Raw genomic sequence first — 17,751 nt, 5'->3', positions numbered from 1 at the left:
CGCAGACATGACCCCTAGGAAGCTCCGAGTTCGCTCCGGCAGCAAGGCCAGGCGTCGCATCGCCGGTCTGCTCGCGCTCGGTATCGCACTGATGGCCGCTGGTGGCCTCTATGCCCTGTTCGTGCCGGAGCCCCAGACCGCGCAGGCGCAGGGGGACCCCGCGCTGCTGCGTGAGGGCGCCGAGATCTACAACAACACGTGCATCACGTGTCACGGGGCGAACCTCGACGGCGTCGAGGGCCGTGGTCCGAGCCTCATCGGCGTCGGCGAAGCCGCGGTGTACTTCCAGACGTCGACCGGCCGGATGCCGATGGTGCGACAGGAGGCCCAAGCCTCCCGCAAGCCCGCGAAGCTCACTCCGGAAGAGATCGACGCGCTCGGCGCCTATATCCAGGCGCACGGCGGTGGCGCGGAGCGGCCTGAGCAGAAGGGTGAGGCGCTGCGTGGCGACAACCCAGCGCGAGGCGCGGAGCTATTCCGGCTGAACTGCGCGTCTTGCCACAACTTCACTGGGCAGGGTGGTGCGCTGTCGTCGGGCAAGTACGCCCCGCCGCTGGAACCGGCCAACGAGGAACAGCTCTACACCGCGATGCTCACCGGGCCGCAGAACATGCCGAAGTTCTCCGATCGGCAGCTCAGCCCGGAGGAAAAAGAGGACATCATCGCCTACGTGAAGTCGGTCTCCGACGGCAACAACAACCCGGGCGGCAACTCGCTCGGCGGCTGGGGGCCCGCCTCGGAAGGCATGATCGCGTGGGTCGTCGGTATCGGCGCCATCATCGCCGTGACGCTGTGGATTGGATCGAGGGCAGGTCATGAGTAGCGGTAACGACCAGCAGCTTCCCACCGAGGCTGAGCTCGCCGAGATGGACCGCGACCAGTTGGTCGCGCTCGGCGGCAAGCTGGACGGTGTCGAGCTCGCCGAGTACCCGGACCCGTGGCCGGTTAAGGGAACCCGCGCCGAGAAGCGGGCCGAGCGTACGATCGCGCTGTGGTTCACGCTCGCGGGCGTGGCTGGTCTGGCGTTCCTGATCGCGATGATCTGGTGGCCCTGGCAGTACGCTCCCCCGACGGAGAGTTCGCAGCACTTCTGGTACCAGCTCTACACCCCGATGCTGGGCATCACTCTCGGTGTCGCGATCCTGGCGTTCGCGGTCGGGATCTTGCTGTACACCAAGAAGTTCATCCCGCACGAGGTCGCGGTCCAGCAGCGCGATGACAACATGGGCGCCGGTTCGGACGAGCTGCACCGGCAGACGTTCGCGGCGCATTTGGCCGACGCGGGTAACCGCAGCACCGTCGCGCGCCGGTCGGCGATCAAGCGCGGCGCCGGCTTCGGTGTCGGCATGCTCGGCCTCGGCACGGCGATCTTGCCGCTGATCGGGTTCATCAAGAACCCGCACAAGGACTCCGGCACTAAAGACGGTCTTTACCACACAGGGTGGAAGCAGGAGAAGCCTGGTGAGAAGGTGTTCCTGCGCCGCTACACCGGTAACCCGCACGAGGTCGTGCTTGTTCGACCGGAGGACCTCGACGCGGGATCGATGGAGACGGTCTTCCCGTTCCGGGAAAGCGAACGAGACGATGAGCACGCGCTGCTCGTGGCCGTGAAACGGGCCGACAACCCAGTCATGTTGATCCGCCTGCGCCCCCAGGACGCCGAGAAGGTCGTCAAGCGTAAGGGCCAGGAGGACTTCAACTACGGCGATTTCTACGCCTACACCAAGATCTGCAGCCACGTCGGGTGTCCGACCTCGCTGTACGAGCAGCGGACAAACCGGATCCTCTGCCCGTGCCACCAGTCGCAGTTCGACGCGCTGCAGTATGCGAAGCCGGTGTTCGGTCCCGCGACGAGGGCGCTCGCGCAGCTGCCCATCACGCTGGATCCCGAGACGGGATACCTGATGGCCAAGCACGACTTCATCGAGCCAGTCGGTCCGGGATTCTGGGAGCGCAAGTCATGAGTGAGCTGACGACGCCCACCAAGGGCGACCCGTTGCCGCAGAAGATCGCCGCGGCGCAAGCGGACGAGGCCGACAAGCGCTACCACGCCGCCAAGGGACTGCGGCACCAGATGAACAAGGTCTTCCCGACGCACTGGTCGTTCCTGCTCGGTGAGGTCGCGCTCTACAGCTTCATCATCCTGCTGCTGTCCGGTGTGTACCTGACGCTGTTCTTCGACCCCTCCATGGAGGAGGTCATCTACGACGGCGCGTACAAGAACCTCCAGGGCATCCCAATGTCGCGGGCGATGGAGAGCACGCTGGAGATCTCGTTCGAGGTCCGAGGCGGGCTGTTCATCAGGCAGATCCACCACTGGGCCGCGCTGATCTTCGTCGCCGCGATGGCGGCGCACATGATGCGCGTGTTCTTCACCGGCGCGTTCCGCCGTCCGCGTGAGGCCAACTGGGTCATCGGCGCGCTGCTGCTGATCCTGGGTATGTTCGAGGGCTTCTTCGGCTACTCGCTGCCGGACGACCTGCTCTCCGGTACCGGTGTTCGCGCGACGTTGTCCGGTATCACGCTCTCGGTGCCGGTGATGGGCACGTGGGTGCACTGGGCGCTGTTCGGCGGGGAGTTCCCCGGTACGGAGATCATTCCAAGGCTGTACACGCTGCACATCCTGATCGTGCCGGGCATCATGCTGGCGCTGATCGCGGTGCACCTCGGTCTGGTCTGGTATCAGAAGCACACCCAATTCCCTGGGGTGCGGCGCAAGGAGACCAACGTCGTCGGCGTGCGCATCATGCCGGTGTTCGCGCTCAAGGGTGGCGCGTTCTTCGCGGCCGTGACCGGCGTGATCGTGTTGATGTCCGGTGTGTTCCAGATCAACGCGGTGTGGAACATCGGGCCGTACAACCCCTCGCAGGTGTCCGCCGGTTCGTGGCCGGACTGGTACCTGGCGTGGGCTGACGGCATCCTGCGAATCTGGCCAGCCTGGGAGATCTACCTGGGCGACTACACCATCCCGCCGGTGTTCTTCGCGGGCGGCGTGCTGCTTCCCGTGATGTTCACCCTGCTGATCGCCTATCCGTTCCTCGAACGCAAGCTGTCCGGGGACACCGCGCACCACAACCTGTTGCAGCGGCCGAGGGACGTGCCGGTGCGGACCGGTATCGGTGCCATGGCGATCACGTTCTGGATGGTGCTCGAGCTGTCCGGATTCAACGACATCATCGCGTTCACGTTCGACATCTCGCTGAACGCGACGACGTGGATCGGCCGCATCGGGTTGCTGGTTTTCCCACCGATCGCGTACTACGTCACCTACCGGATCTGCCTCGGCTTGCAGCGGGCGGATCGTGAGGTGCTGGAGCACGGTCTCGAGACCGGCATCATCAAGCGGCTGCCACACGGTGAGTTCATCGAGGTGCACCAGCCGCTCGGCCCGGTCGACGACCACGGCCACCCGGTGCCGCTGGAGTACCAGGGCGCTCCGGTGCCAAAGAAGATGAACGAGCTCGGCTACGCGGGCAAGGCCGTCGCGGGGTCGTGGCTGACTCCCGACCCGGCGGAGGAGACTATCGCGCTGGAGCGGGCGCAGGCCGCGCAGCATGGCAACGGTGCGAACGGTCACGGTGCCGAGGGCCACGCCGTCAGCGGCCACGACGAGGGCAGCGGCGACGGTCACGCCGAGATCGAGGCGCCAGCGAGCACCCGCGAGAGCTGACCGCGCCACTGGACGCACCACGGCGGGCGGAGAACACGGAGTTCTCCGCCCGCCGTCGCGTTGTGTGGGGTGGTTGGCTGACAACCTCCCCAACCCCGTCAGTAAGCGCTGCTGGGCATCCAGTCCTTGTAGCCGTAGCCCGTGTCGCCGGTCTTGGGCTCGATCCACCACAGCTGGCGTGGATCGGACCGGTCGCAGGCCACCATTCGTAGCCGAGCGCCCTTCCCTGTCCCTGGGACGGCGGCGCACAGCCCCGGTTTCGCCGTCGAACGGATCAGGCCTTCGTCCAGCCTGAACGTCTGGTTCTGCCCGCCTCGGCAGTTGTAGATCACTAGCTCGTGTCCCGCGGCGAGGCCGTCCTCGACGTGAGCGCAGCGGTCATGGGTGAGTTCGATATGCAGGGTGTCGCGTGTCGGGTCGAGCCACCAACCCTGGTTGCGCCCGCCATGGCAGGTCCACTGCAACAGGTCATAGGTGTTGCGGGTGGAGTAGCCCTCCGAGTCGACGCACAGCCCGGACGCCAGGTTGCGCAACTGCCGAAAGTCGAGCTGCCCGCCGTAGAGCGCGACATCGTTGGTGCTGCCGGGATCGACACACGTCGCCGTTGGCATCGCCGGCTGGGAGTAGAACGCACCCATGCATTTGCCGAACGCGCCGTGGCCGCGTGCGTTCGGGTGCCAGGACTGCCGGTACGTGTTGCCGTCGAACGGGTCGCCGCCGTTGGACTTCACGCCGGTCACCCACGTGTTCTGGGTGCACGGCTCGTGACCGTGGAACAGCCTGCTGGCGTCGAGGTAGCGCACTCCGTTCTGCTCGGCGGCGTCGCGAATGGCGCGTTCGAACAGCGGGACGACCTTGTTGCGGCCGAGTGCCATGTCTTTGAGGTAGAGCAGGCAGCCGCCGTTGTACCAGCCGGGAAAGTCCGGGTTGTCCTCGACGTCGGGGCTCGCGGGTCCTGGGTAGCTCATCACGACGAGCTGGTAGTCACTCGCTGCGTAGCCCGCGTCGGTCATGGTCTGCTTCACGCTGGTGACCGCCGTGGCGAGGTTCTCGCCGGACACCGTCACGCGCGCCTGGACGGTGTCTGTGTAGTCCGGCCAGCAGTTGCCCAGGAAGAAGATGCGCCGAATCGTACAGTCGGTGACGACAGGACCGAACTCGATGCCGCCGGAGTCGTTGGCGCTCGCCACGATCCAGACCAGCTTCACGTTGAGGTTGCGAGCGGTGATCGCCAGGTTGTCCCCTTGGTTCAGTTCGTCCCACTGCCGCGCGCCACTGCCCTCGATGAGGTGCTTGGTGGCCGCGCCGGAACAGGCGAGGTTGCGCGTGACGTCGACAGGGATGCCGGTGCGATGGATGGCGGCGTGCTTGGCGCGGTGGCACCAGTTCTCATCGCCGTCCCCGTCGTCGTCGCCGTTGGTGCCGGTCTCGTACGGACCTTGCCCTTCGCCGGAGATCTCGCTGTCGCCCATGCTGACGACGGCGGTGTCGCGCTCGGCCCGCGGGCGAATCTCCGGGCTGCCGTAGCGCTCGGTGGCGCGCTCCTTGCGGATCTTTTCCAGCTCCGGTGGCAGCGGTGTGATCGTCTGGCCAGCTTGCGCGGTGGCGGTCGCGAACGGCGGGCCCAAGAACAGCGCACCGATCAACGTGAGTACGCCGAGCACGAGCACGCCCGCGCGTCTAAGCGGGTGATAGCAGGGTGAGGTGATCATGACGCCCCCTCGTGGTGGGTGGGATCCGACGAAACGCCGGCTCTGTGATCGACATCACCGTACGGGGCGCACCAGAAAAAGTGAATAATGTTCGTATACGTGGGTGGCGACGATTACACCGATCGCTGATGGTGCGCGACGGCTGGATGGGCTAGCGGGATGCTCGCTACGACGCCGTTTCCAGCGCCCGCGCCTGCGACACCCGCTCCAGCCACTCGCCCCAGCCGCCAGCGGCACGGGCGGGTTCGGCCCACGGTCTCGTCGTGCGCACGATCCGGACGCCCGGCCGGTGCAGCCAGCGCAGCAGCACCGAGATTTCCTCGGGCGAACCGCCGCGCAGCGGCCCTTCCCCCGCGATGACCGTTTCCGCGCTCGCGACCAGCGACTCAACGACCGGCATGGGCGCGGTGCCGCGCCGCGCGACACCCGCCGACGCGAGCCTTCCGTGGCGGATGACGGCGAACTCCCAGCCGCCAGAGCCGTCGGGCGAAGCGGCGATCAACTCCTCGATCGCGGCTAGCGCCGCCATCGAGTGCGCCGACGCCACGTTGCGAACCAGCGCGGCCAGTTCATCCCTGCGGCTCGCCGCCAGTTCGAAACGTTCGGCGCTCGCCAGCGTGTCCACTTCGTCGGCGGCAGTACGTAGCAGATCGCCGTCAGTGCCCGCGATCAGCGAGCTGACGCGGCTCACAAGGGGCGCGTACTCCTCAGTGGACTGCCATCCCGCACAGGGCGCTCCGCACCGGTCGAGCTCGGCCAGCGCGCACGGTGAGCCGCGCTGGCCCGTCGCGGGAATACGATCGGTGCAAGTCCGCAGTCTCGCGGCCGAGGACAGCGACGCGGCGGCGTCGGCGGCGGCCCCGCGGGAACGGAATGGTCCGAGCGCGCCGTCCCTTGGGGTGCGGACCACCGACAGCCGGGGGAACGGCTCGTCGGTCAGGGTGACCCACCAGAATTTGCCAGGATTACGCGAGCGCCGGTTGTAGGTGGGCTTGTGTGCCGAGAGCAACCGTAGCTCCCTGACCTGCGCCTCCAGTGCGTGCGAGCACTCGATGCCGTCCACCCGCTCGGCGAGCGCGACCATCTCCCTGATCCTGCCCCTGCTCTCCGAACCGGTGAAGTACTGCCGGACCCTGCGCCGCAAGTTCGACGCGGTGCCGACATAGAGCACCTCGTCGTTCGGCCCACGGAACAAGTACACCCCCGGCGTCTCCGGCAGGTGTGTCGCCATGCCGCGCTTGCGCCGCTGTGCCGGGGTGATCTCCGGCAGGTAGTCCAGCAGCTCCTCCAGCGACTGCACTCCGACCGCGCCGACCCGTTCCAGCAGGGCGTGCAAGACGTCCACAGTGGCTTTGGCGTCGTCCAGCGCGCGGTGGGTGGGCATGGTGCTGGCACCGAACAGCGCGGCGAGCGCGGACAACCGGCAGCTCGGCGTGTCCTGCCGGTCAAGCACCCTGCGCGCGAGACGCACCGTGCACACCACGCTCTGCTTGGGCCAGTGGTAGCCGAGCTCGGCGCACGCCGCGCGTAGGAAGCCGATGTCGAACGGCGCGTTGTGCGCGACCAGTACGGACCCGGTGGCGAACTCAAGAAACGCGGGCAGCACCTCGTCGAGCTTCGGCGCGTTGGACACCATCGCCTGCGTGATTCCGGTCAGTGACACGATCTGCGGCGGGATCGCGCGGCCCGGGTCGACCAGGGTGGCGAACTCGCCGATGATCTCGCCACCCTTGACCTTGACCGCGCCGATCTCGGTGATGCCGTCCGATCCTGCCCTGCCACCGGTGGTTTCCAGGTCGAACACGACGAAGGTGGTCTCGCGCAGTGGGGTGCCGAGTTCATCGAAGGCCAGCTGGACGCTCACGGCTGGCACTGTAGGCAGCCAGACCGACAGTCTGTTCGAACGTCTCGCTCCTGGCGTGTCGCGGCGAGCATGCCGTGGCTCACGCTGGGTAGACAGCGGGCCAGTTACGCTGGGGTAATGCCAGCTGACGCGGACCACCATGGGCAGGACGGCGCCCACGGCGTGCCCGCTGACTGGGGCGCGCTGCCGGAACCGGTGCGCGGCAGGCTGGTGGAGCTGGCCGCCGCGTCCCTCGGCGAGCTGAGCGAGGCCGACGTGCCGAAGCGGCTGCGTCCCGTGGTCCGGTTCGCGCCTGCCAAGCGAAGCAGAGTAGCCGCCGCGCCGCTACTGGCCTCCCTGCGTGAGTCCCGCCGGTTCCGGGCCGCGGTCGTCGCTTGGGCGCGTGCCAACCGGCCCGCCGCCCTCGACGTCGCCGCCGAGGACCCTGTGACAGCGGCCGCCGCGGCGGTGCTGCTGGACGACGAGAACTCCAGTGCACTGCTGACCACCGTCGCGGAACGTGGCGAGCAGGCCAGCTTGCGCGCCGAGCGAGATGCCGCGCTGGCCAGGATCGAGCGTCTCGAAGCGGAACTGGCCGAGGTCCGCGACGAGCTCAAGGCGGAACGAGAGGCCACCCAGCGTGCGCGCGCGGAACGGTCCGATGAGCTGGAACGGCTGCGGGAGCGGTTGCGGGAGCGCGGTGTCGAGTTGCGGCGGTTGCGAGACGCCGAGCATGAGGCACGTCAGCGATTCGAGGGGGAGGGCTCGAAGATCGCGGCCGAGCGGGACGAGCTCGCCGAGCAACTCGCCAAGCAGCGCAGGCGGGCGGAGGCGGAGCGAGCGCGTGCCGAGAGCGCGGAGGCCGATGCGCAGCGTGCGCGGCAGTCCGCACGGGAGGCGCGCGAAGCCGACGAGGTGCGGCTCGCGCTGCTGCTGGACACTCTCGACGGCGCCGTCGGCGGTCTGCGCGCTGAGCTGAACGTCGGGGCCACGGCGGCTGACCACGGGCGACGCCCCGCGGACACCGTCGCCAGCGCCGACAACGCGACGGCGTTGCGGCCCGGTGGCGCGGTGTCCGACACGGCTGGGCTGCAGCGACTGTTGACGCTGGCCGGGGCACACTTGATCATCGACGGCTACAACGTGACCAAGACCGGCTACCCGGAGCTGGTGCTGGCCGAGCAGCGGCAGCGACTGGTGCGTCAGCTCGGGGCGCTGGCCGCGCGGACGTCGGTGGAGATCACCGTGGTGTTTGACGGGGCGGGGGTGGTCGCCGTGCCGTCGGCGAACGTGCGTGGCGTCCGAGTGCTGTTCAGTGCCGACGGGGTGCCGGCCGACGACGTCATCACCGACATGGTGACACGTGAGCCGAAGGGAAGGCCGTTGATCGTGGCGACAGCGGATCGGGAGATCATCACGGCCGTGACCAAGCGGAGCGCGTTCGTGCTCCCCCCGAGGGTCCTGCTCGACGAGCTGGGCAGGGTCTGAGGCCGAGATGGGCGAACGTAACCATGTTGATGCCGGTGGATCGCGTCACGTTTTGGCGCTGATCGAGTTATCTGTAACAGGGCGTTCGTACTGGACGTCCGCACGTGGCGATGGCCGACACCCGCGCTGCGGGCGGAACGGGAGGCGTTGATGCGGTGGTGGCCTCGGCAGACGACGCGCGGTGTCGTTGGCGCGTCCGTGGCTTCGCTCGTTGTGAGCCTGCTCGCGGTCCCGGCCGCCCACGCGCAGGACGAGGCGCCCACCGACCCGGGACCGCCACCCGTCGAGGCGGGCGTCGCGCCTGGCGCGGGCGTGCCCGACCCGAGGCCGGGGGAGGCGTTCGCGGACCGCGAGGTCGCGACGTTGCAGCAGACCGCCAACCAGGTACAGCGCGAGCTGGGCGAGTTGTCGGACAAGATCGCGACGGCGCGCGAGAGGCTGCGGACGGCGCGCGAGAAGCTGAGCGAGGCGCGCGAGGAGCGGCGTGCCGCCGAGGCAGCGCTGGCCGAGCTGCGCGACGAGATTGATGAGCTGTCCCGGTCCGCGTACATGGCGCAGGGCCGTCCCGATCAGCTGAACGTGTTGCTGTCGGCGTCGGGGCCAAAGGAAATGCTCGAGGGCAGCTCGTTCGTGAGTGTGCTGCGTGAGGGCCAGGACAGGAAGTTGGCCAGGGCACTCGACCGGCTGCGCGACGCCGAGGCAGCGGAGTCCGAAGCAGCGCGCCTTGAAGACGAGGCCGCCGCGCGTGAGAGCGAGCTGGTGCGGCGCAGCGACGACGCCACCAACCGCGCTGACGCCGTCTCCAGCGAGCTGCGCGATCCGATAGCGAGCGCCAACGACGCCGTCGCCGCGCAACAGGAGCGGCAGCGCGAACGCAACCGCAAGACGAAGAAGAACTGGCAGCGGTACCTGAACCGGCTGGACAAGGCTGGGATCACGCCCCCGCGGGCCTCGGCGTTACGCGACCCAGGCTCGCTCCCGCCGGGGCTCAGGCCGCTACGCGGTGACGACGGCGACCCACTGCGTGGCGTGGCGCAGGCCAGCACCCCGACGTCCGGCGGCGACCGGCTGCTTGTGCTGCCGAAGCAGACCATCGACGCGGTTAGCGACGCCATCGACGCGCTTGGCAAACCTTACGTGCCTCGTGAGCACGGCACCGGCCCGACGTCGTACTCCTGCGACGGGCTGGTCAACGCCGTCTACTCGGACGCGGGTCTCGACCTGCCCGGACGCGCCGCGCGGCAGTACGCGACCGGCAGGCGCGTGCCCGTCGAGGACATTCAGCCCGGCGACCTGGTGTTCATCGGGCCCGCGAAGTACGGCGTGCAGCACGTCGGGATCGCGCTCGACGACGAGACGATGCTCGCCGCCGACGGCAGGCTCGCGTCGGTCGCCGTTACGGACCTGCCCGGCGAGCCGACGCTGCTCGCGATCACGCGGCCGTCGCTCGGGGACCGGAAACCGCGTCGCGTGCCGCGGCGCGATGACGGCGAGCTTACGTGGCGTTGCGGCGGTGTTGAGCTGCCGCTGCGGACGTCGTCCGAGACGAGCGGCGGGCCAAGCCACCCTGGCGCGACCGGCGCGTGGGGCGGCTACCCGAACGGCCTGATACCGCCATCCGCGATGTGTGGCATCGGGATTGGCAGCCACGTGCTGCGGTGTGATGCCGCGCAGTCGTTCGCCGCGATGTCGCGGGCGCATGCCGCCGACACCGGCCGAGGGTTGTGCGTGACCGACTCGTACCGGTCGTTCCCCGCACAGGTCGACCTCTACCGCAGGAAACCGTCGCTGGCCGCCGTGCCGGGCACGAGCAACCACGGCTGGGGTGTGGCGATCGACATGTGTGGCGGCGTGGAGTCGTTCGGCACGTCGGCACACCAGTGGATGCGGGCGAACGCCCCAGCGTTCGGGTGGATCCACCCGAACTGGGCGAGGCAAGGCGGCGGCAGGGAGGAACCCTGGCATTGGGAGTACGTCGGCGGCTAGGAAGCCCCGTCCACATTCACGGAGAGTGGTCGGATCGGTAAACGGTCAATCGGATCGTTGAGCGGTCGGGTGAACACAAGACGCCCAGGTATCGCACTTATCACAGAGCGCTAATTAGCGCTGGTCCAAGTAGGTTTCGGCGTTTGGTCTGCTCCAAACGGCGCAGTGATGGTGGACGAGCCTGGCATGGTTTCGTAACCTAGCCGAGACCTCACGGCCCCGCAGCCGCCACCACAGGAGGCGGCACCGTGTGGTTGTCGCACGGGCAGCCCTATCCCCAGGGCTGTCCCCGGGCTCACCGCGGCATCGCAGTACCCATGCGGTGCCGGCGGGACACGACATATCCGTGTCTCGCGGTCGAGCACGCCGACGGCCGGATGCGGACGAGATGTCCGCGACGGCCAGGCCGGTAGGAGGGCCCCCGACCTCGTACCCGGTCCGGCTCCCGGATCAGCGACCGACCATGAAGGAGTTGCGCGCGACGTGAAGTCGCTTCGACTGAAGCGCATGGCGTCAGGTGCACTGGCCATCGCCGCGGTGCTGGCCCTGGTGACGTTTAGTGCCCCCGCCAGCGCGGACCCCGCCCCGACCCCCGACAATGCCTCAGAGGCGCTGCAGCAGTACAACGAGCTGAAGCGCAAGGCGGAGAAGCTCAACGAGGAACACCTCAAGGCTCAGGACGCGCTCGCCGCGGCCAAGAAGAAACTCAAGAAGGCCAACACCGACCTGAAGAAGTCGGCGGAGGACCTGCGGCAGGCACGCGTCGCCAAGCGGAAGTACCACAAGATCGTCGACAAGTTCGCTGGAGCGACCTATACCGGCGGGCACCTCGACTCGATGTCGTTGGCGTTGAGTGGTAACTCGACCAACGAGTTCCTGGAACGCTCCGCGGCGATCAACGTGCTCGCCGAGAAGAAGAACGACGCCATGGAGCGGCTCGCCGCCGCCGTCGACCAAGCGGAGAAGGCCAAGCGCCTCGCCAAGGACGCGCGGAAGCGTGCCCGTGAGTCCCGCGACGCCGCCGCGAAGCACAAGGCCGACATCACCGCACGGAAAAAGGCGCTCGACGAGCAGATCGCGAAATCGAAGCAGGCCTACGACCGCCTCAGCGCGCAAGAGCAGGCCGCCCAGCAAGCCAGCTACGGCGAGCACGTCGCGCCACCCACCAACATCGTCGCGCCGGGCCCCGCTGCCCAAAACGCGGTCGACGCCGCGATGAGCCAGCGCGGCGATCCGTATGTGTACGGCGCGGAAGGGCCGGACGCCTACGACTGCTCCGGGCTGACGTCGTGGTCCTACCGGCAGGCCGGTATCTCGATTCCTCGGTCCAGCTCTGCGCAGGCCTCATCGGGCACACCCGTGACGCAGGCGCAATTGCAGCCGGGTGACCTGGTGTTCTTCTACCAGCCGGTCTCCCACGTCGGCATGTACATCGGTGACGGCAAGATGGTGCACGCTCCGCAGGAGGGCGACGTCGTCAAGGTCGCCCCCGTCATGTGGGACGAATACAGCGGCGCTCGCCGGTACGCCTGACCCCCACGGGCCCCGACCCGAGTAGCGAGGCCGCCGTCGCACCCGCCGAGGGTGCGACGGCGGCCTCGCGTCGTGGGTGGCGATGCCGCTAGGGGAGCTGCGGCGTTAGCCTCACGGGGTGCGCCGAACCCTGCTCGTCACCAACGACTTCCCGCCACGCCCAGGCGGGATCCAGGCCTACTTGCACGCGCTGGCGTCCCGGCTGAACGCCGACGATCTTGTGGTCTACGCGCCTTCGTGGGACCGCGAGGGCGCCCGGCACGCCGACTTCGACGCGCGACAGCCGTTCGAGGTGGTACGGCATCCGACGTCGCTGATGCTTCCTACACCGGACGTGCTATCCCGCGCGAGCGACCTGATACGGGCGAGGAAACTCGACGCGGTGTGGTTCGGCGCCGCCGCGCCACTCGCGCTGCTCACCCCCGCGCTGCGGCGTGCGGGGGCCGAGCGGGTCGTCGCCTGCACACACGGTCACGAGGTCGGCTGGTCGATGGTGCCCGGTGCCAGGGGCGCGCTGCGGCGCATCGGCACCGACTGCGACGTCGTCACCTACGTCAGCAAGTACACCCGTGGCCGGTTCGCCAGTGCGTTCGGTCCGCTCGCGGGACTGGAGTATCTGCCGTCCGGAGTGGACCCCGACGTGTTCCGGCCGGATGCGGGCGCTAGGGAGGAGATCCGCCGCCGCCACGGGCTGACCAGCAGACCAACGATCGTGTGCGTGTCGCGCCTCGTGCCGCGGAAGGGGCAGGACATGCTGGTGCGCGCGCTGCCGGAGATTCGCCGTAGGGTGCCGGGCGCGGCGCTGCTGCTGGTCGGTGGCGGTCCCTACCGGAAACGGTTGCGGCAGCTGGCTGAAGCGCACGGTGTCGCGGATGACGTCGTGCTCACCGGCTCGGTGCCATGGCCTGAGCTGCCAGCGCACTACGCCGCGGGCGACGTCTTCGCGATGCCCGCCCGCACCAGGGGCAAGGGGCTCGATGTCGAAGGGCTCGGCATCGTCTATCTTGAGGCCTCGGCGATCGGGCTGCCGGTGGTAGCCGGCCGGTCGGGCGGCGCGCCAGAGACCGTCCTCGATGAGGTCACCGGACACGTCGTCGACGGTAGGGACGTCCGGCAGCTCATTGACACGCTCGCCGCGCTGCTGGCGGACCCAGCCCGTGCCCGCGGGATGGGCGAGGCCGGCCGGGCGTGGGTGCGGGACAACTGGCGCTGGGATCAGCTCGCGCATCGGCTGGCCGGGTTGCTCAGCGGTGAACCCGCGCTGTTTCGGCGCTGACGGCGACGCCGCGGCGAGGGCGGCATCCACGGGAGGATCCGGTGACCGACATGCCCCCGCACATGAGTGCGAGCTCAGGGGCGGGCTGATCGGGCGCGCGCGACCTAGGAAGATGGCCGTATGGAACTCAGCCGGATGGACAGTCCCATGGACAGCCCGATGGACACCGCCACGCTGCTCGCGCTCGACAAGGCCCACGTCTGGCATCCGTATGGCCCCATGCCTGGCACGGTCGACCCGCTCGTGGTTCGCTCCGCGCGCGGCATGCGCTTGACGCTGGCTGACGGTAGGGAACTCATTGACGGCATGTCCTCCTGGTGGGCCGCCATCCACGGCTATGGCCACCCTGTGCTGGACGCCGCGTTGTGCGAGCAGTCCGAGTCGATGAGTCACGTCATGTTCGGCGGGCTCACCCACGAGCCTGCCGTGCGGTTGGCCAGCACCCTGGTCGACATCACTCCCGACGGGCTGGAGCACGTCTTCCTGTGCGACTCCGGGTCGGTGTCGGTCGAGGTCGCCATCAAGATGTGCTTGCAGTACTGGCGCTCGCTCGGCCGCGATGGCAAACGGAAGCTGCTGACCTGGCGCGGCGGCTACCACGGCGACACCTTCCATCCGATGAGCGTCTGCGACCCCGAGGGCGGCATGCACTCGCTGTGGCGCGGGGTGCTGCCGGAGCAGCTGTTCGTGCCCGCCCCGCCGAGCGGTTTCGACACCCCGCCGGATGACGACTACGTGCGCACGCTGACCGAGGCGATCGAACGGCACGCCGACGAGCTGGCCGCCGTGATCGTGGAACCGGTCGTGCAGGGCGCGGGCGGGATGCGCTTCCACAACCCCGAGTACCTGCGGGTGCTGCGCGAGGCGTGCGACGCCCACGACGTCCTGCTGGTCTTCGACGAGATCGCCACCGGCTTCGGCAGGACGGGTGAGCTGTTCGCCGCCAACCACGCCGGGGTGACGCCGGACGTGCTGTGCCTCGGCAAGGCGTTGACCGGCGGTTACCTCACCAGCGCCGCCGCGCTGTGCACCCCGCGCGTCGCGGACGGCATCTCGCGCGGGGAGCTGCCGGTGCTCGCGCACGGGCCGACGTTCATGGCCAACCCTCTCGCGGCCGCCGTCGCCAACGCGTCCATTGGCCTGCTGCTCTCCGGCGACTGGCGCGCTGACTTGCTGCGACTCGCCAGCGCGCTGGAACGCGGGCTGGCACCGGCGCGGGAGCTGGCGCGGGTCATCGACGTCCGGGTGCTCGGCGGGATCGGGGTGATCCAGCTTGACCACGACGTCGACATGGCCGTCGCGACCAGAGTGGCGACCGAACACGGGGTCTGGCTGCGGCCGTTCCGCGACATGGTCTACGCCATGCCGCCCTACATCGCCACCGACGACGACCTCGCCGCGATCACCTCGGCGATCGTGGCAGTGGCGGACGCGGCCTGACGACCCACTAACCTGTCCGATCGTGAGCGTGCTGATCGTGACGGGAACGGACACCGAGGTCGGTAAGACCGTGGTGACCGCGGGGATCGCCGCCATCGCCGTCGAGCGCGGCCACCGCGTCGCCGTCATCAAACCGGCGCAAACCGGCGTCGCGGACGGCGAGCCCGGCGACGTCGACCTCGTGAAGGGCCTCGCGGGTGACATCACCACGCGCGAGCTGCGCCGCTACCCCGACCCACTCGCCCCGGACACCGCCGCGCGCCGCAGCGGCATCGAGCATGTCACGCCCCCCGAGGTGGCCGAAGCCGCCGCCGACCTCAACAGCAGCAATGACCTCGTGCTGGTCGAGGGCGCGGGCGGGCTGCTGGTGCGCCTCGATGACAAGGGCGGCAGCCTGGCCGACGTCGCGTGGTCGCTGGCCGCGCCCGTGGTGATAGTGGCGCGCGCTGGCCTCGGCACGCTCAACGCCACCGCCTTGACCGCCGAGGTCGCGACCCGCCGCGGCCTCAACATCGCCGGGGTCGTGATCGGTTCGTGGCCAGCCGAGCCGGGTCTTGCCGAGATCTGCAATGTCACGGACCTGCCGATCGCGGCTGGCGCACCCCTGCTCGGGCTGTTGGACGAGGGCATCGGCGAGCTGTCACCGGGAGCGTTCCTCGCGGCGGCCGAACGGGGATTGTCGCCCTGGTTCGGGGGACGGTTCGACCCGGAACTGTTCGCGGCCGGACTGCCGAGCTTCGATCGGGGCATGTCACTGTGACCCGTGTCGCTGTACGAGCGACCCTCGGTGGGGGAGACTGTTCAGGCTTTGCCGCCGCGCACCACGCGAAGGAGTTGACGTGACCGCAGCACCACATCAGGTCGAGACCGCAGCAGGTGACAACGACATTCTCGCCGTCGCCCGTGAGCAGGTGCTCGAACGCGGCGTCGGTCTGTCGCAGGAGCAGGTGCTCGAGGTGCTGCGGCTGCCTGGCGAGGCGCTCCAGGACCTGCTGGCGCTCGCCCACGACGTCCGGATGCGGTGGTGCGGCCCCGAGGTCGAGGTCGAGGGCATCGTCAGCGTCAAGACCGGCGGCTGCCCAGAGGATTGCCACTTCTGCTCGCAGTCCGGCCTGTTCCCGACGCCGGTGCGCGCCGCGTGGCTCGACATCCCGGGCCTGGTGAAGGCCGCGCGCGAGACCGCCGAGACCGGCGCGACCGAGTTCTGCATCGTCGCCGCAGTGCGCGGGCCGGACAAGCGGCTGATGTCGCAGGTGCGCGAGGGCATCAGGGCCATTCGCGAGGACGGCAACGACATCCAGATCGCCTGCTCGCTCGGCATGCTCACGCAGGAGCAGGTCGATGAGCTGGTCGAGATGGGCGTGCACCGCTACAACCACAACCTGGAGACCGCCCGGTCGAACTTTCCCAACGTCGTCACCACCCACAGCTGGGAAGAGCGCTGGGACACCCTCCAGATGGTCAAGGACGCGGGCATGGAGGTCTGCTGCGGCGGCATCGTCGGCATGGGCGAGAGCGATGAGCAGCGTGCCGAGTTCGCGGTGCAGCTCGCCGAGCTTGAGCCGCACGAGGTGCCGATGAACTTCCTCATCCCGCAGCAAGGCACCCCGTACGAGCACTACGAGACCATCGAGGGCCCAGACGCGCTGCGCATCGTGGCGGCGTTCCGGCTCGCCATGCCGCGCACCATGCTGCGCTTCGCTGGCGGCAGGGAGCTGACGCTGGGCGACCTCGGCGCGGAGCAGGGCATGCTCGGCGGCATCAACGCGATCATCGTCGGCAACTATCTGACCAATCTCGGCAGGCCCGCGCAGTCCGACCTGGACATGCTCGACGACCTCAAGATGCCCATCAAAGCGCTGTCGGACACGATCTAAGCTCTCAGGTATGAGGACTGCTTGCAGGTCCGAATCATCGGACTCCATGCTGGCCGCCGACCGATTGTCGGCGCGGCTTGCCGCGCGCGATGAGGCGGCCGCATGACAGCGCTGTATTGCGTGCACTGCGGCAAGGGCATCAGCGATGCCGACCACACGCGGTGCGCCACGCCGCGGAGCACGCTCGAACCGCCGCGCTACTGCGGCCAGTGCGCCCGCCGGATGATCGTGCAGGTGACGCCGAGCGGGTGGACGGCGCGGTGCAGCCGACACGGGGAGACCACCTCCCGTGAGGACTCGGCGACGGCACGCTAGCCTGCTTGGTAGCCACCGTCGGCGTCGTCCATGTGGCGTCGGCGCAACCCCGTCGTGAGTTCTAGGAGGCCCGCGTGGTCCTGCCGGTGCGGCGCGAGCGCCCCAAGGTCGTCGTCAAGGCGGACCTGCTGCCCTCGGTGACGGTGGCCTCGACGATCGGCATGGCTGGCATCCCGATCGGTTGGTTGTGGGCGCGGCTGGCGCCACCGCGACAGGCCGTTATCACTCGCGACGGCACCCCGACACCGATCGATCTGGAGAGCTGGCACGCGTTCGACGCGCTGGTGATCTTCGCGTTGCTGCTGCTCGGGGCTGGGCTGTTCGTCGGCACCTTGACTTGGCTGTTGCGCGAGCGGCGGGGTCCGGTCGTCATGCTGGCCGCCGTCGCGGGCTCGTTGCTGTCTGGCTGGCTCGGGATGCTGATGGGTAACGCGTTCCTCGGCGACGAGTACGCTGTCAGCGGCCGCCCCGAGATCGGCGATGTCATCACGCTCGCCCCTGAGATCGGCTCGCCGTGGGTGATCATCGTGCAGCCGCTCGCGGTGTCCTTGGTGTACGCGTTGCTCGCGGCCTGGAACGGCAGGGACGACCTTGGCAGGCGGCTCGCGTAA

General features: G+C 68.8%; 14 protein-coding genes. 12 read left to right on the top strand and 2 right to left on the bottom strand.

What is annotated here, in order from left to right; translation table 11 throughout:
* Nucleotides 1–7: 7 nt before the first annotated feature.
* From qcrC to qcrB, 3 genes are read left to right on the top strand one after another with little or no spacing between them, the layout of a single operon-like run.
* Entirely contained in the window at nt 8–823 is an 816-nt protein-coding gene (gene qcrC / locus ACFQGD_RS21310) for a cytochrome bc1 complex diheme cytochrome c subunit (protein ID WP_345397572.1), read from the top strand.
* Nucleotides 816–1,964, top strand: coding sequence for a cytochrome bc1 complex Rieske iron-sulfur subunit (gene qcrA, locus ACFQGD_RS21305; RefSeq protein ID WP_345397570.1), 1,149 nt, complete (start codon nt 816–818; stop codon nt 1,962–1,964). Before qcrC ends, qcrA begins: the two co-directional genes overlap by 8 nt.
* Complete coding sequence (gene qcrB / locus ACFQGD_RS21300; RefSeq protein ID WP_345397568.1) at nt 1,961–3,670, top strand: cytochrome bc1 complex cytochrome b subunit; 1,710 nt, start codon at nt 1,961–1,963, stop codon at nt 3,668–3,670. Before qcrA ends, qcrB begins: the two co-directional genes overlap by 4 nt.
* Nucleotides 3,671–3,768: 98 nt before the next feature.
* Here qcrB and ACFQGD_RS21295 read toward each other — a convergent pair whose 3' ends face one another.
* The gene (locus ACFQGD_RS21295; protein ID WP_345397566.1) at nt 3,769–5,382 is read right to left on the bottom strand and encodes a ricin-type beta-trefoil lectin domain protein; all 1,614 of its coding nucleotides are present in this window, start codon (nt 5,380–5,382) and stop codon (nt 3,769–3,771) included.
* A gap of 166 nt (nt 5,383–5,548) precedes the next feature.
* Nucleotides 5,549–7,255, bottom strand: a complete 1,707-nt coding sequence (locus ACFQGD_RS21290; protein ID WP_390183336.1) for a DEDD exonuclease domain-containing protein — start codon at nt 7,253–7,255, stop codon at nt 5,549–5,551.
* 108 nt (nt 7,256–7,363) lie between these two features.
* Between ACFQGD_RS21290 and ACFQGD_RS21285 the strand changes: the two genes are divergently transcribed.
* The 9 genes from ACFQGD_RS21285 (at nt 7,364) to ACFQGD_RS21245 (ending at nt 17,751) form a co-directional block, all read left to right on the top strand.
* Nucleotides 7,364–8,713 (top strand): NYN domain-containing protein, encoded by a 1,350-nt coding sequence (locus tag ACFQGD_RS21285; RefSeq protein ID WP_345397562.1) that lies wholly within the window; start codon nt 7,364–7,366, stop codon nt 8,711–8,713.
* A gap of 150 nt (nt 8,714–8,863) precedes the next feature.
* Entirely contained in the window at nt 8,864–10,699 is a 1,836-nt protein-coding gene (locus ACFQGD_RS21280) for a D-alanyl-D-alanine carboxypeptidase family protein (protein WP_345397561.1), read from the top strand.
* Between the two features lie 483 nt (nt 10,700–11,182).
* The gene (locus tag ACFQGD_RS21275; RefSeq protein WP_345397560.1) at nt 11,183–12,232 is read left to right on the top strand and encodes a C40 family peptidase; all 1,050 of its coding nucleotides are present in this window, start codon (nt 11,183–11,185) and stop codon (nt 12,230–12,232) included.
* 118 nt (nt 12,233–12,350) lie between these two features.
* Complete coding sequence (locus ACFQGD_RS21270; RefSeq protein ID WP_345397559.1) at nt 12,351–13,508, top strand: glycosyltransferase family 4 protein; 1,158 nt, start codon at nt 12,351–12,353, stop codon at nt 13,506–13,508.
* Between the two features lie 159 nt (nt 13,509–13,667).
* Nucleotides 13,668–14,948 (top strand): adenosylmethionine--8-amino-7-oxononanoate transaminase, encoded by a 1,281-nt coding sequence (locus ACFQGD_RS21265; RefSeq protein ID WP_345397896.1) that lies wholly within the window; start codon nt 13,668–13,670, stop codon nt 14,946–14,948.
* Between the two features lie 22 nt (nt 14,949–14,970).
* A complete protein-coding gene (bioD, locus tag ACFQGD_RS21260) occupies nt 14,971–15,708 on the top strand; it encodes a dethiobiotin synthase (RefSeq protein WP_345397557.1) in 738 nt (245 codons plus the stop codon).
* Between the two features lie 79 nt (nt 15,709–15,787).
* Complete coding sequence (bioB, locus tag ACFQGD_RS21255) at nt 15,788–16,825, top strand: biotin synthase BioB (protein WP_345397556.1); 1,038 nt, start codon at nt 15,788–15,790, stop codon at nt 16,823–16,825.
* A 102-nt stretch (nt 16,826–16,927) separates the two neighbouring features.
* Nucleotides 16,928–17,140, top strand: a complete 213-nt coding sequence (bsaP, locus tag ACFQGD_RS21250) for a biotin synthase auxiliary protein BsaP (RefSeq protein ID WP_345397554.1) — start codon at nt 16,928–16,930, stop codon at nt 17,138–17,140.
* Between the two features lie 74 nt (nt 17,141–17,214).
* Nucleotides 17,215–17,751 (top strand): DUF2567 domain-containing protein, encoded by a 537-nt coding sequence (locus ACFQGD_RS21245; RefSeq protein ID WP_345397551.1) that lies wholly within the window; start codon nt 17,215–17,217, stop codon nt 17,749–17,751.

This window comes from Haloechinothrix salitolerans, from assembly GCF_042662605.1.
In the GTDB taxonomy this organism is placed as follows: Bacteria; Actinomycetota; Actinomycetes; order Mycobacteriales; family Pseudonocardiaceae; genus Haloechinothrix_A; species Haloechinothrix_A salitolerans.
Note: the sequence above shows the minus strand (reverse complement) of the source record. Positions and strands in the feature narration are given on the sequence as shown.